Annotated in this window: 10 protein-coding genes and 1 pseudogene; 6 read left to right on the plus strand and 5 right to left on the minus strand. The window is 40.4% G+C overall.

The features are described 5' to 3' along the window. Nucleotides 1-310: 310 nt before the first annotated feature. Complete coding sequence (locus IM485_RS18785; protein WP_104397756.1) at nt 311-1,336, plus strand: ABC transporter permease; 1,026 nt, start codon at nt 311-313, stop codon at nt 1,334-1,336. Between the two features lie 142 nt (nt 1,337-1,478). Here IM485_RS18785 and csaB read toward each other — a convergent pair whose 3' ends face one another. After that, entirely contained in the window at nt 1,479-2,516 is a 1,038-nt protein-coding gene (csaB, locus tag IM485_RS18790) for a polysaccharide pyruvyl transferase CsaB (protein ID WP_287744983.1), read from the minus strand. 16 nt (nt 2,517-2,532) lie between these two features. Next, nucleotides 2,533-3,612 carry a RuBisCO accumulation factor 1 gene (gene raf1, locus IM485_RS18795; RefSeq protein ID WP_287744984.1) on the minus strand — a complete coding sequence of 360 codons (1,080 nt, stop codon included), beginning with the start codon at nt 3,610-3,612 and terminating at the stop codon, nt 2,533-2,535. Nucleotides 3,613-3,825: 213 nt separating this feature from the next. On the opposite strand from raf1, the gene ccmO reads away from it, so the two are divergent. From ccmO to IM485_RS18810, 3 genes and pseudogenes are all read left to right on the plus strand, one after another. Beyond that, entirely contained in the window at nt 3,826-4,626 is an 801-nt protein-coding gene (gene ccmO, locus IM485_RS18800) for a beta-carboxysome assembly protein CcmO (protein ID WP_002775137.1), read from the plus strand. Nucleotides 4,627-5,093: 467 nt separating this feature from the next. Beyond that, entirely contained in the window at nt 5,094-10,394 is a 5,301-nt protein-coding gene (locus IM485_RS18805; protein WP_287744985.1) for an MAC/perforin domain-containing protein, read from the plus strand. 461 nt (nt 10,395-10,855) lie between these two features. Beyond that, nucleotides 10,856-11,798: pseudogene (locus tag IM485_RS18810) on the plus strand (IS630 family transposase); the annotation flags it as partial. Nucleotides 11,799-12,089: 291 nt separating this feature from the next. Here IM485_RS18810 and IM485_RS18815 read toward each other — a convergent pair. Further along, nucleotides 12,090-12,896 carry a TlyA family RNA methyltransferase gene (locus IM485_RS18815; protein WP_104397752.1) on the minus strand — a complete coding sequence of 269 codons (807 nt, stop codon included), beginning with the start codon at nt 12,894-12,896 and terminating at the stop codon, nt 12,090-12,092. A gap of 139 nt (nt 12,897-13,035) precedes the next feature. On the opposite strand from IM485_RS18815, the gene IM485_RS18820 reads away from it, so the two are divergent. Continuing rightward, on the plus strand, nt 13,036-13,257 hold the full coding sequence (locus tag IM485_RS18820) for a hypothetical protein (protein ID WP_079209331.1): 222 nt from the start codon (nt 13,036-13,038) through the stop codon (nt 13,255-13,257). Between the two features lie 105 nt (nt 13,258-13,362). Here the strand turns inward: IM485_RS18820 and IM485_RS18825 are convergent, their stop codons facing one another. Both IM485_RS18825 and IM485_RS18830 read right to left on the minus strand, forming a co-directional pair. Continuing rightward, entirely contained in the window at nt 13,363-13,674 is a 312-nt protein-coding gene (locus IM485_RS18825) for a DUF4164 domain-containing protein (RefSeq protein ID WP_287744986.1), read from the minus strand. Nucleotides 13,675-13,836: 162 nt separating this feature from the next. Then, on the minus strand, nt 13,837-14,067 hold the full coding sequence (locus tag IM485_RS18830; RefSeq protein ID WP_104397750.1) for a helix-turn-helix domain-containing protein: 231 nt from the start codon (nt 14,065-14,067) through the stop codon (nt 13,837-13,839). Nucleotides 14,068-14,350: 283 nt separating this feature from the next. Between IM485_RS18830 and IM485_RS23075 the strand changes: the two genes are divergently transcribed. Then, the coding region (locus IM485_RS23075; RefSeq protein ID WP_502882196.1) for an IS1634 family transposase N-terminal domain-related protein at nt 14,351-14,472 on the plus strand (122 nt) is incomplete at its 3' end.

A 14,472-nucleotide genomic window follows, 5' to 3' on the forward strand; every position in this document is an offset into this window, starting at 1 on the left:
CAGCGTCGTTTGTTTCGCTTCGCTTTCGCTTTGCTTCAACCGCGCATTTACCAATGTATCTAACTTCCCCTAGTTTGTCAACCCCTTTTGGCAAAATTTTTTGATCTTTTTTCTATCCCTTGCCACGTAAGCCTTTCAGCTTTTAGGAGTTTTTGGTAGTCCTTGGCTCAGAACTGGCGGGGCGGACAAAATAGTTTATCTGTACTAAATATTTTTCCTCTATTTAATTTTTTATTCAATCCCTCTCGATCGCCTGGTCGATTTTGGGGTATGGTTCCTTGAGAGTCTATTTTCTAATCGGAAAGCCCTCATGTCTCGCCGCTCTGCTTTACAATCCTATTTACTGGTGCGTTTACTCCTAGCTCCCTTGATGTTATGGACGATCGTGACGGTGGTTTTTCTGCTGATGCGTGTTGCTCCCGGTGATCCCACGGATGCGATTTTAGGCAACCGCGCTCCTGAAAGTGCCAAAAATGCCCTAAGAGAACAGTTAGGACTGAATAAGCCCCTATTTTTCCAGTACCTAGACTATATTTTTCACCTAATGCGCCTCAATTTAGGAGACTCTTTAACCAGTAAGGGGGTGACGGTGTGGGAGATTATCGCTAAACATTTTCCGGCGACGGTGGAACTAACTTTTTATGGGATGCTGATTGCAGTGATAGTGGGAGTCGGATTGGGAATTATCACCGCTTCCCGTCCCAATACTCCCTTAGACGCGGGGGGACGTTTATTTGGACTGATAACCTATTCCTTGCCGATTTTTTGGGTAGGAATGCTCTTACAGCTAATTTTTGCGGTACAGTTGCGCTGGTTTCCTTTGGGGACTCGTTTTCCTTTGAGTGAAACTCCACCCCAGACAATTACGGGTTTATACACCCTTGATAGTCTGATGACTCTGCAACTAGATAAGTTGCCCACGGCTTTGTATTATCTAGCCTTACCTAGTTTTACTCTCGGCATTCTTTTGAGTGGAATTTTTGAACGGATGGTGCGAGTTAATCTGAAACAAACTTTGCAAGCGGACTATGTAGATGCGGCAAAAGCGAGAGGAATACCAGAAAAAACGATTATGATCGCCCATGCGCTGAAAAATGCTCTAATTCCTGTAATTACTGTCTTAGGATTAACTTTTGCGGCTCTTTTAGGGGGTGCAGTCTTGACGGAAGTTACTTTTTCTTGGCCGGGTTTGGGAAATCAGTTATATCGTGCGATTTCTCTGCGGGATTACCCAACAGTGCAGGGATTAATGGCTTTTTTTGCGACAATAGTGGTTTTTGCCAGTATTTTGATCGATTTAATCAATGCTTACATTGATCCTCGTATCCGTTATTAATCAGGGAAGTGGGGAAGTGGGGAGAAGGAAGAGAGACTTTGAGCATTTGCACTAATATCTTATAAAGCAACAGGTATATTAAATCTTGTCTCAGCTAGGGCAATAGTCGTGATAGCTTCGGTAATGGCACTCGACATAAAAATTAGCTCACCAATCTAGATAAAACTTCTCGATGAATTAAAGCTCGATCGATTAAAAAATGTTTGCGATCGCTGGTTAATCCCTCTCCATTGGCATAAAAATTAATCCAAGTGTTACTAATATCATTAACTGCCTCTGGTAACTGATCTAATTCCCAACCCGGCATCGGTACTTCGGCAATTAATCGCGACACTTTCGGATCATAACTAAGGGCAAAACAACGACAATCTTCTGCTGCGGCCATAATCAAACTATGAAAGCGCATTCCGATCACCATTTCTACCCCGCGAAATAAGCCTTTCAACTGTCTTGGATCCTCTAAACTAATGATTTGATGATTTTCCCTTAATTGACGTGCTACAGCTTCACAGAGGGGCAAATCCCGCGACTTTTGAAAAGGGACTAAGAGAATAAAAGCCCCCGTACTGGTCTGCAAATCAATTAAAGCTTGGGTTAATTTATCTAATTTTGCTGGGGTTAATAGGGGATGGGGACGTAAATTGACGGCGATTCTTGGGGCGGGTAAATCCGATAATCCCTTGACTGATTGAGCTTCTAAAGCCCATACTGGATCTGGGGCAACAATGGGACTAATACCCCAATCGGCAACTAAATGAGCCGATATATCATCGCGCACAGTAACTAAACTACATTGTTGCAAAACTTTTTTGGTTAACCAACGGGTAAAAGGTCTATTTAATGGTCCAATTCCCTGGCCCCAAGCAATAGTTTTTAAGCCCAATAATTGAGCGAGAGCCATTAAACCACCGTAATACATTGGACTGGCAAAACTGGTGACATCCTGCATTAAACTGCCACCACCCCAGATAAATATATCGGCTTTTTTAAGAGTTTGAAAAACTTGCCACCAGTCCCGACTAGGACAAGTTTCCACTCCATAACGTTGACTGGTTTCTCTGGGATTATTTGACAAAACAATAGGTTTAATTGCTGAGGGTAACATCTGCAATAGAGACACTAATAATGCCTCATCTCCTCCGTTTCCTCTCCCATAATATCCACAAATTACTGCACGCATATATCAGTTATCAGTTTTAGTCGTCCATTTGCCAGGGTTCGGTGATATTTTTTTCATCGAGGATATTTTTTGCTCTTAAAATCAAGACTAATTCACCTAGGATGGTGACATCGGGGGAACTATCAAACCATTGTAAAAAGACAGAATTATCCCTCTCCACTAGATAATAATTGTTCACGTCCCATTCGGCCAAAACTCGATCGATCACTAATAACACTTCCTCAGACCTAGTGGCAATCGATCGAGGTAATTGATCGCTAGGCCATAAAATAGCTACAGGATCGATCGCTTTGAGAATTGCTTGCCAACCGGGGAGAGGCACAATCGTTTGTTTATCCCCCACTGTTACCAGTCGAAAAGGTTCCTCGACGCTCAGACTTTCTGTGCATTTTATATCAGTTACCGTCACCGGAAATCTTCCTACTAAAGGAATAATTCTGGCTAATTCGTCCTCATCCTGTAAACGGTGGACGGGTAGCAAGGGTGCGCTACGGGAGGGAGTAACGGTAAAATCTTGTAGTAAAGACTCGATCGCCTGTCTGGCCGAGTCAGAATGGGCAAATTTCAAACCTTTAGCGATTAATTTCGCCCTTTCAGCTAAATCTCGCTTTTGTTTGCCCCGTTTCCAACACTGGTAAGCGATCGCATCTCCAGGATGACGGGTAAATTCACTGGGAATCTGGGATAAACGGGAAAAATCCTGGATAGCTTTGGCGATATCGTGTGCTTCGGCCACCTCAATCCTTTTTTCTGCCGCTAATTTCGCTGCCCCCAATCTTTGTTCTTGGTTGAGAATCCGTAATTCGTATAGCACATCACTGCGCGGCCCGACGTAGTAACTTAATAAATCTTCATCTGCCCCCGCTTTGATTAAACTCTCAAAAACTTGGGCAGCGACAATAATTAAATTTTGTTGGGCATTTTGAAACCCGGTTTGTTCAAAAATTAACTGGGAATCGTAGCCAGCTTTTTGCAGTTTTTGACATTTTTGCCCCCAATTCACCCAATTTCCTTCCTTATGAAGCAGCGATCGCATTAATTCGGTCGCTTCCGTTTCGCTGATTCGATCATCTGTACTGCGAGGCTGTTCTGTCATAGACAACTTGATCAAGCTACAATAACTAAAATTTATCTAATCCCTCAAAAATCTTCAATAGCAATTAAGGTTAACAGGATAGACTAGATAGTAACAGGATAGCTGACAATCACCCCCTTCGTACCTGTTAGGGCAAGTTTATCTTCAATGTCTAGATTAAGAGTTAATGGAAGCATTCCCCCCTCGTCCACAACTAACCCCGGTCAAAGGACGATGAAAACCAAGCGTCACCCCAAAGATAGCGCCTTGGGTTTAGTCTCTACCCTCAGCTTTCCGGCGATCGTCGGGACCGCGGATATGATGCTAAAATCGGCAGAAGTTACCCTCGTGGGTTACGAAAAAATTGGCGGTGGTCACTGTACGGCGATCGTGCGTGGTAATATTGCCGATGTGCGGTTAGCAGTGGAAGAAGGGGCAAAAACCGCCGCACAGTTCGGACAATTGGTATCTAAATCGGTTATTCCCCGACCGATGCCCAATTTAGAGGTAATTTTCCCAATTGGTAGCCGTTTAGCTGAAATTGCCCAAAGTCAACGGGGTTTCAGCAAACTGAGCAATATGTCGATCGGTCTTTTGGAAACCAGGGGTTTTCCCGCTATGGTGGGGGCAGCCGATGCCATGTTAAAATCCGCCGATGTGCAGTTAGCTTCCTACGAAACAATTGGGGATGGTTTGTGTACGGCCATTATCCGGGGTTCCGTCGCTAATGTGGCCGTGGCCATTGATGCGGGAATGCGGGAAGCGGAGAAAATCGGTGAACTGCACGCGGTGATGATTATTCCCCGTTTATTGGAAGATTTAGAACATACTTTACCGGTGGCCAGCTACTGGTTAGAAACCCCCGAACCTTTACCGATGTTGTTACCCAATACTGTCCGGGAAAAACAACGGGAATTAGTAGCTTTACCAGAATTAGAAAAAACCAAAATACCAATTCGTCGCCAAGAAATGCAGGAAAAAGTGTTAGAAGAAGTGATTCCCGTGGAAGTTATCACCGATGAGGACAGTTATTAATTTTTATTTTCAGCTTTGCTCCTGTGCTGCTAAAAGTACAGGAGCAAAGGGTTGAATTAGGGTTTGCGGCAAAAAGTTTGTTACTGGGTGTGGGGTGGATACTTGTATCGGGTATGAATGATAATTTCACGGTAAAAAATCTTTACAGAAGCCCTCGACAATTAAACGAATCGAATAATTATAAATTTTTATCAAGGGGTGCGGTCAGATCGAATAATCGTCGCCAGAATTGGACTAATTGTCAGGAATTTAGTTAAACAAGGTTTTTGGCAATATGCTAATCTGGCTAACACGCTTTTGGGCGTGATATACGGAAACTTCTAGCGATCACGCCTAAATGAGGTGATATGCCGAAAGTTGACCCATATCGTTAGTCTGGAGAGTGTTATACGGAAAGTTGACCTATAACATAGTAGTTAGGCAGCAAGTGCATACCCTTACAAATAAGTCAAAAAGGAGTAAAGTTTATGGATATTTTGGGTACTGTAAAATTAGGTACTACAGCCAATCTGGTTTTAGGATATGACCCTAGCTGGAATTTGACTAACTACGATGAGAGGAACGGACTGTTTCAACCACAGAAAAAGGCTTTAACCGATTTTGAACTTGATGTAACTCCTGAAAACCCAACGTGGAGCTATCCAGAAATCTCGCTACATGACTCAGCAGAAGATTTATTGAGTGTTTTATTTCCCTATACAATAGTAAACCCATCTGATGGAATTGAAGAACCCACATTACCAGCAGGGAATTTATTAATATCTGATAAAGATAAAAAGAGAGCTATACAAAAACTGTCAGAAACTCTTGGTATTAACCTAAGTAATCAAGATTTTCGGTATGCTTTGGTACAACTACGCCGTGAAGTCGGGATTGCAGAGCATCCCTGTATAGAACAAGGAATCCGCATCCACCCTAACCCTGCCCGAATTCCAGAGAATTTAGGGGTTGATGAAGATTTTCGCCAAAAATTAACTTCTTTACGTCACGGAACCGATAAATCCGGTAGATTTAGCCCAGATAATATTACTCAAGCAAATGCTCAAGCCTATTTAGATTTCTTTAAGGTTTGGGGAACGCATTTCGTTTCCAAAGTAACGGCAGGTGATGTTATATTTCAAGTTTTTGCTTATCCGTCTCAACGTTTTGAAAGGATTAAAAAAGCTTATGCCAATGGAAAAAATCCTTTAAGTGGACCAGAAGCAGTTTCGTTTAATTACTTTACGACTGATTCGAATACAGGAGCATTCGGTTTTGTCAAAGAATATGGCAAGATTCTGTGTTTGAGTGGAGATAATAAACTGAATGAAACATTAGAAGCTCAGGACTGGAATGAACCGTCCTGGGCAGGAAAAAATAAAAATAGTATTTTCGCTCCATTCCAAAAAGATTCAAGAATATCGCTTGAGCGACTGAATCAAGAATTTACAGAAATTGCACCTATAAAAATTGAACTCACATCTTTGGCTTTGTTCGCTGAACATAATCGCAAGAAAGTCTGGAGAAGAGTGTTCAAGGCTGCTATGGTTCAAAAATATAAAGGAGTAATAGAATCTAAATTTATTCAATACTGTGATTGTGATTTTAAATCCCAGATCCCTGAAAGCGAAATTCCTGGTTTCATTTCGGCAATCGCTACACCAATCATTGATGTTTACAAACCTAGTATAGATTTATCAGAATTACAATTAATTGCCAGAGAAGAAGTAAAAAAATTTACACTTTCTGCCAATTTTGTCGAACAATCAAGCTCAAAAATCACGAATATTCCGGGAACTGATGTAGTTTTTCTGGCACAATTAGTTAACTTAGAAAAATGCAATTCAGTTCCATCTCTTACGTTAACCGATACAGCTTATGATTCGGCTACTTTCGCTTGTAATCGATTTTTTGGAGCATTACTCATTGAAAATCAATCGGGAATAAAACACCACACAATTGTCGATGGTCTAAAGTATGTTTTGAGTGATGATGAATCCGAAGCTCGATATAGCATAAAAGTAGAAGCGGACATTCGTAAAGCTCCTAGTCCAGAACTATTGCCAAGATTGAAAAATAGTTTAGAATTTTCATTTACTTTTGCTCAAGGTATTATCAATGGTAGTAATGTTTGTTCAGAGCAAGAACATTGTTGTGTGAAAGATGGATTATTATGGCTTGCAGATATAATTCCTCAAGATAGCTCAGATATTGAACTTCTAGACCTTCGGGTTCGTGCTTTAGATTTAGCGCGTGTTACTACGAAATCAAGTTTAGGAACTTTTGTGCCATTGTTGCCTTATGCTGATTATAAGGAACAAGTCACGAATATTTTGAACTATATTAAAGAAATCAATGATCAAGTTTACCAAGCTCAAGAACAAATAGAGCAACGGAAAGAAAAAGAACTGATCATTGATGTCGCTAAAACCCTGAATCAAAACATTGTTCAATCTGGAAAGTTGTTAACTGGAATTGTCAAAGCAACTGCTGATCAGCAAAAGGATCTAGCTTCTTATTATGATTCAATCATTGATAAAAAACAGGAAGAATATGAAGGTCAAGATAAAAAAATCAATGATCTTGAACGACAAGTCAATGAACAACAAAGTGAAGTAGCAACAGCCGTTGAAAATTATCAACAGGCGGTAGAAGATTGGCAAACTCGTGAGACGATCAAGTTTGCCTTAGATGTAGCAACTAACCTATTTTCCCTAGGGGCAAGTATTCTGATTCCAGCTAGTTCTATAACTGCTGTCAAGGATCTTGGTCTCATGTTTCAAAGAATTCAGAAAGTTCTCAATGTTCTGAATGCAACTTCCAAACTCTATACTTCTGCTACAAGTAGCTTAGGTTCAATCCAAAATGCTCAACAAACGCTTGATGGGTTAGATGATTTTGCTACCTCTAATTTAAACTGGGATGAAATGAGTCAGAATATGACTTACATATTGGCAACGGGTCCATCAGATGCTAGTGTAACTCCAGCAAAAGCTGAACTTCAGAAAGCCTTTGGGATTCTTGTGCTTCGAGGTAAAGCGTTGGTTAGTGCTAAATCTTCTGCCCATCAAATAGCCCGCGATATTTATCTCCAGCAGAAACAGCAAGCGATGAGTAAGGCACAAGCAGCACGTTTAGCACAACTCGAAGGGTATTTGAAATCTGGGAATATTGAAGATTTAGACCGTTCTGAAATTGATCTCATTGGTTTGACGGGAAGCTTAGTATTTATTCGTAGTCAAATGCTTGGTATTGTGTCAAAAGCATTTACCTTACAAGATCAATCTTTACAGTACCAGTATTTGCAACCAGCTACGTCCATAACATCATTTGACTTGCTTGGATTTAAGGGTGCATTAGCACGTCAGTCGAATAGCACCATTCAAGCAAAAACCAAGTTGAATCAGTTTCAGTCTTCGGAAACAGATCCGATTGAGTTTGAAGTGCATGGAGTTGATGTTAATAGTTTGATTAATGGGAATACCTATCAACTTTCTATCCAGCCAGATAATTTAGAATTCCTTGAATATTTTGATGTTCGAGTAGTTGCAGTGGTAGCCACCATTGAAGATGTAGCTTCTACAGACAGTGGTCGATATTTGGTTAATCTGGCTTATCAAGGTAGTCCGTTTTATGACCGAGATACAGAACGACATTTGCTAACTTTTCATACTGTGAGGAGAGAACGGACTTATAAGTATGACGTTGAAACCAATGAACCTAAGTTTATCGATCGGGGAAGATCGTGGTCAGAAGCTGTGAATCCTATCACTCCTTTTGCCACATGGGAGATTGGTTTCCCTAAGACTCAACTGAACAAAAATATTCGCTTTAAGAATAGCACTGTAAACCTCAAGCTGACCTTCATTCTTAAAGCCAGAATAAAAGATCAACCTTTAGGTTTGAGAGCTTCTAAATCTAAATCCATGGTTTTGGCAGCGACAAACGCTCCTTCTGAACAAGATTTAGTCTCAACCATGTATAATAATAGACAAGGCTCTGCGTTGAATGGTTGGGATGTGGTTTTCAATATGTCTCTTGATAATATTAATAATGTGCTTGCAAGTCAGTATTATGAACTACTGCTAAAAGGGGAATTACTTAGAGACCCGTATGACAAACTACGTGAACTTAAAGATCAGTCCGAAGAAAACCTTAAAACACAGTATCAAACTGAGCTTACACATCAGTATAATACACTTCAACTTGAAAAGCAGTATAACATACTCATTAAGGAGCCGTATGACCAACTACCTGCTGAGATTAAGCTACAGACAAAACTATTAAGTAAGGACGAGTATGATAAACTTCTACAAAAATCTTATGAAGAATTACAGTCCATAGTGAAAAGTGGCGAATCACTGCTAAACAAATTGGATTGCGAACTAAAAAAATATAGCAATTCAATTCCTCCTCATAAAACTGATCCATTTGTAGCTTTAGAAGGACCTCCTAAAATTGTCTGTAGCCAGGAGTTCAATATACAGTATGGATATCCTAGACTGAATTTTCTTGTAAACAACGATCAAACCGTTGAATTGGAATTTCATATCACTGGTGGAAGTCTGACTAAATGTATCACTATAGATGATAATCCTGAGCATTGTGATCCACCTGTGTCTATTAAGGGAGAAACTCTAACTGCCATTATTCCTATTACCAAACTTCAGGGCTTAGTAGAGTCAAAGGGAGGTAATGTGTATAGTGTTGTCTTGGATTTACAGAAAGGTAGTTTTAAGGCAAATGAAATTAACATGAGCGATGAGGAAAGGCTTGATTTTAATAAAGCGTTGACAGCTTATTTTGTAGAACATCCTGTCAGATATATCATTAACTCGCTTGATTTATCAAATATTGCTACATTGCAGGATCTTACCCCTAACCAATTTCTATTTAAAGTTCTGGTTACTCCGAGTAAAAACAAAATGTTGCAATTGTTTATTGCAACAGCTAATCGAGATGCTAAAAATTACAACCAAACATTCCTCAATGATGTCCATGAGCCGATTCCTCAAGGATATGAAACCAGTTTAATGATTAGCAGCAAAGTCTTTTTTAACAGTGTTCTGCCACAAGGATTACATAGTAGTATGGGTTGGGTTCTTGAAGGTTTTAAATCAGACCTTAAAATTGCTAGTGATGATCAGAGATGGATTAGTAAATTTACTGCCGGGAATTTCAGTGTAAACATTGATCTTCGCTCATTAAATGAAAGAGGACATTATGCGGGGGGGAAGGATCCAGTATGGAACGATGGTCATTCATTCTGGTTAAAGAAAAATCCCCAGTTGTGGGATATTTCTGATATGTCATTTCATTCTCAAGAGGACGGCAAGCTGACATTGGAATTAAAACCCCAAACAGAAAGTGTAGAATTTTCTGTAGAGACTCAAGCAGAATATAGTCGTTTTACTAATAACTATAGTTCTAGTGTCACCTGTGGGATTAATGCTTTAATGGCAATTAATATAACGAGTAATCCCCAAAATCCAAGAGATAAAAAATTAAGTATTAATATTCAAACGGATGATTTACAAATGCTATCCGTGTTGAATATCGAAAAGAGTACAGCTTGTGATTATACGAAAGCGAGTGTGGGGAAACAAGTGCAGCAACAAGCTCCTAGTCAAATTAAGTCACAAATTCAAGCAATTAGTTTTGATGCAGTTTCAGTTTTTGCACTTGAGAACTTATTATTTCCCAGTGGGAACTATATTGACCTGCAAAAAGTATATGTGCCGGGCGATCTATTAATTCTTGGGAAATTTAAGCAAGATTCAAATACTTGATGCTTTTTAAGAAAGGTGCTTGCCTAACAAGTCGATGAAGCGGACGGTTGAGAGATATTGGTGAAGTTGCGAAGGTTATCTGCCGCCGCTTATCTTGGTCGTTAGCTGGCTCTGCATCCAGATTGGCCACTTGTCCCGTAAGTCTTCGGTTACGACCGAAAGCACTCAAGGAACTAGAGCCAGCTGAGTTATCTGTGCGGTACAGCATCAACTGTGGAAATGGTTAATGAGTACCCTCATGGGTACTTATTAACCATTTAGGTTCAAAAATTTGTCAAGTATCATAAGTAAAATACTCTGGTTTTTGGCTATTGTATCAAATCTTAACTCAATTGTCTATCTTTTGGTATTAATCTGTTTGTGCCTTAAGTCCTTGCCTATATGAGTTTCAGCTACTTTTGGGCGTAGGCACTCTCATCGAATTTTATTTTAAGTTAATTATTTGCATAACAATTCCCGAAGAGCCTGAATTCGGGAGATGGACAGCGGCAAGATTAGCAGAGCATCTAGAAAAGGAAACAGGAATTAAACTGAGTGGCTCGCAAGTGAGAAGAATATTGAGAAGAAAAAAGTATGTGTATATCTGGGCGAAATATAGTCTAGAAGATAAGCAAGACAAGAAATTAAGAAAAGCATTTATAGCGTTTCCTGTTCGCAAGAGGTACATTGTCGATGGTGAAAAGTTTAATCAGCAAAGGTTTCACTGTGCCACACAGGTGTGAGAAACGCTATAAAGAAAAATTAGATGAATATTTAAAGTTGGCCAAAGAAAAGCCAGAGTCAATCCAGGTATGGTTTTGGGACGGGGCTTTCAAGGTGGCGACGCAGGTTCGCCACACAGCCCCTCATGAATGTGGATTTAGTTTGAGAGTAATAAGAAGGAGAGCTTGGACAAAAAAAGGAAAGCGAAAAAAAGTGAATGGACAAAGAAAAAGAGGAAGGGTGAATGTGATGGGAGCCTTAAGATATAATGACAAAAAACGAGTCTGTTTTATGATCAAAAAAGGAAATTCAGAAACTTTCCATGAACAATTAAAGAAACTTCATGAAGAGATTCGTCAAGAATGGATAAACTTGAGAAATCCGCCCGAAGATTTTCGAGAAAAGGGACCTAAGATTATCATTATATTAGACAATGCTAGTTATCACAAAAAGAAGGATGTTATTGAGCAGGTGGAAAAAGAGTTGCCCAATATTAGGCTAGAGTTTTTACCAGCTTATAGTCCAGATTACAACCTAATATAATTAGTGTGGCATTCCGCTAAATAATACATAGCTAATCGAGAATTTGAAAATCAAGAAGAACTGGAAAAAGTAGTCAATCAGCTTTTAAATGAAGGGGAATTGATTATTAAATGGAGTAGAAAACTTAAAAATAAGGGTAATGCTGTCAATGTAACTTAAATGCGTAAAAGATTACCTTTATCCTTATTCCTACTCAACCCGATTTTTGAGTCTATTTTTTTCTCTCTTATCTTCTCTCAAAAACCCTATATATAGCGTTTCTGATTCAGAAGAGGTACATTTCCGATCCTGAACAGCTTAATCGGCAAAGGTTTAAGTGTGCCGCACAAATGCGAGAACCGCTATATATGGGCGCAAGAATCCCCACCACGCATAAAGCAAGTCTCGCCATTTGTCAAGGGTTTTCCGAAAATCTCCCCCTCTCCCGACTTCCCTGAGAAAATACCCAGTTTAAAACTGTTCGATCGCTGCTTGGGTGATTTCTGCGATCGCGGCTAAACTGGGACTAACTGGGCCGGTATCGGTGGATAACCAGAGAAGATACTCGACGTTACCCGCAGGTCCGGTAATGGGAGACCAAGTTAAACCCCGATAGAACCATCCCAAGACTTCTGCGGCCTGTAAAACCTGAAAAATCGCCGATGCTTGGTCTTGATGGTCGCGAACTACCCCTTTTTTGCCGACTTTTTCCCGTCCCACCTCGAATTGGGGTTTGACCAATAAAATCACCTCTCGCGGTGGATTTAATAGCGTCCACAGGGTCGGTAACACTTTGGTCAGAGAAATAAAAGACAGATCCATAACTGCTAAATCGGCGGGTTTTTCCTGTCCGTATAACTTTTCTGGGGTTAAATAGCGAAAATTAGTTCTTTCTAGCAAAACAACTCGTTGATCCTGCCGTAAACTCCAGGCCACTTGTCCATAACCCACATCGACCCCATAAACCCGTTTTGCTCCTTTTTGCAAGAGACAATCGGTAAATCCCCCCGTGGAAATGCCTCCATCTAAACAAATGCGATCGCTGACATCGATGGCAAACAATTCTAAGGCCTTGGCTAATTTTTCGCCACCCCTTGACAAATAGGGCAGTTTCTGCTTAACCTCGATCGCCGCTTCTGGATCGATTTCTGTGGCCGGTTTATCGATGATTTGATGATTGACTTTCACTTCTCCAGCGCGAATTAATCGCTGTGCCTGTTGACGGGAATCACAGAGATTTTTGGCTACTAATAATAAATCTAATCTTTGTTTCGGCAAGGAAAGTCCCCCAATAATCAGCGCCTAATTCTAAAAAATACCTTATTTTTCCGCCAGCAATCCCAGAAGGAAGATTATAAATAAGGAGAGAGACAAGCGGAACCCATCAGCTAAATTTTCGCTGCCATCCCGATATTTTATGGATAAAGATACTCGATTCGCTGTTTTGGTCATTGGCATCCCCTTTCTAGGACTAGCTTACTGTGGCTTGATTTTTGCCGTGATGATTTATTGGGTCTGGGCCCGGGAACATCCCGTGACCATGGCCACTTTTTTCGTCCTTGCTCCTTCTTTGATTTCTGGCTCTATCTGGCTGTTAGCTTCCTATAAAGCCCGTCAAAAGCAGCGTTTGGGGTTATAGTTGAATCTAGAGACCGATGGCATTCGTTCGAGAAGAATCAACTGGATTTTAGAATTTACATTAGGTCTTTAGTGTCAACCTCGGCCTAACCGACAGCGATCGCTGTCAGGAATTGGGGAAAAAACCAAAAAGTTTAGCAGCCCCTCCTAAAATGGCGACAATTAGGACGATAAAAATCCCCCGGTTGGTAAATTCCTGATCGGCAACCCCTGTCGTTAGTCCCTTAATTTCTGTAGTTAGTCGCTCATCTAAAGCTTTAATGTCCCCTCTGATCTCCGATTGTCCTATTTCTACTTTGGTTAACCGTTCATCGATTTTGTCGAATTTTTGATTGACATCTCTTTGTAGGGAGTCTATTTTCCCCTCGATCCTTGTCAGAACAGCTTCTAGGGAATAAGTAACGGTTTCGTTAGCCATTTTCTGTCTCCTATATTTTCTTTAATTGCGATCGCTGGCGGGATTGGGGATACCTAGATATGTCATACTAAATCCAGTTATTAAAAACTGATTATTTATTCTCCCCTTTGCCTCTTGCCTTTTGCCTGTCTGATATGTAACCTATACTCAACGGATTTAGTATCAGTCCTTTTGGCATGGTGCGATCGCTCCAGCTAGTTGTGCAAGTGAGCAGTTAAGGGATTGACATAGCTTTAATGTTTGGGATGGGTTCATTCTCGGTTCCCTGTAGCCTGTTTCCCAATTGCTTACGGTTTGCACTGTCACACCTAACCGTTGCGCTAGTTTTCTTTGAGTTAACCCAGCGTTCTCTCGTAATTTCTGCATACGCTGTCCTAGTTCCGTATCCGTCATTGCATCTCAAAAATTATCTAAAAATACTATTAATGTTATAGCGTTTCTGATTCAGAAGAGGTACATTTCCGATACTGAACAGCTTAATCGGCAAAGGTTTAAGTGTGCCGCACAGATGCGAGAACCGCTATATATAACTGAACTTCCCCCATACATATATACCATAATAGCCGAAACCCTTATCCATCAATGGATATACCCCTTAACTTTTCTTAGTGTACCCATGTAATTTGTAAAATTTCTTAATGGACAAGAATTCTCTCTATTTGCTAAAATGATAGCCATGTATATAGAAAAAGTTCCTAACCGTAATTCCCCCCCCGCCGTTCTTCTTCGAGAGTCCTATCGAGAAGGAGATCAAGTCAAAAAAAGAACCCTTGCCAATCTCTCAAAATTACCCGATGA

Origin of the sequence: Microcystis sp. M169S2 (assembly GCF_020245865.1) — a bacterium.
Lineage (GTDB): Bacteria > Cyanobacteriota > Cyanobacteriia > Cyanobacteriales > Microcystaceae > Microcystis > Microcystis ichthyoblabe_A.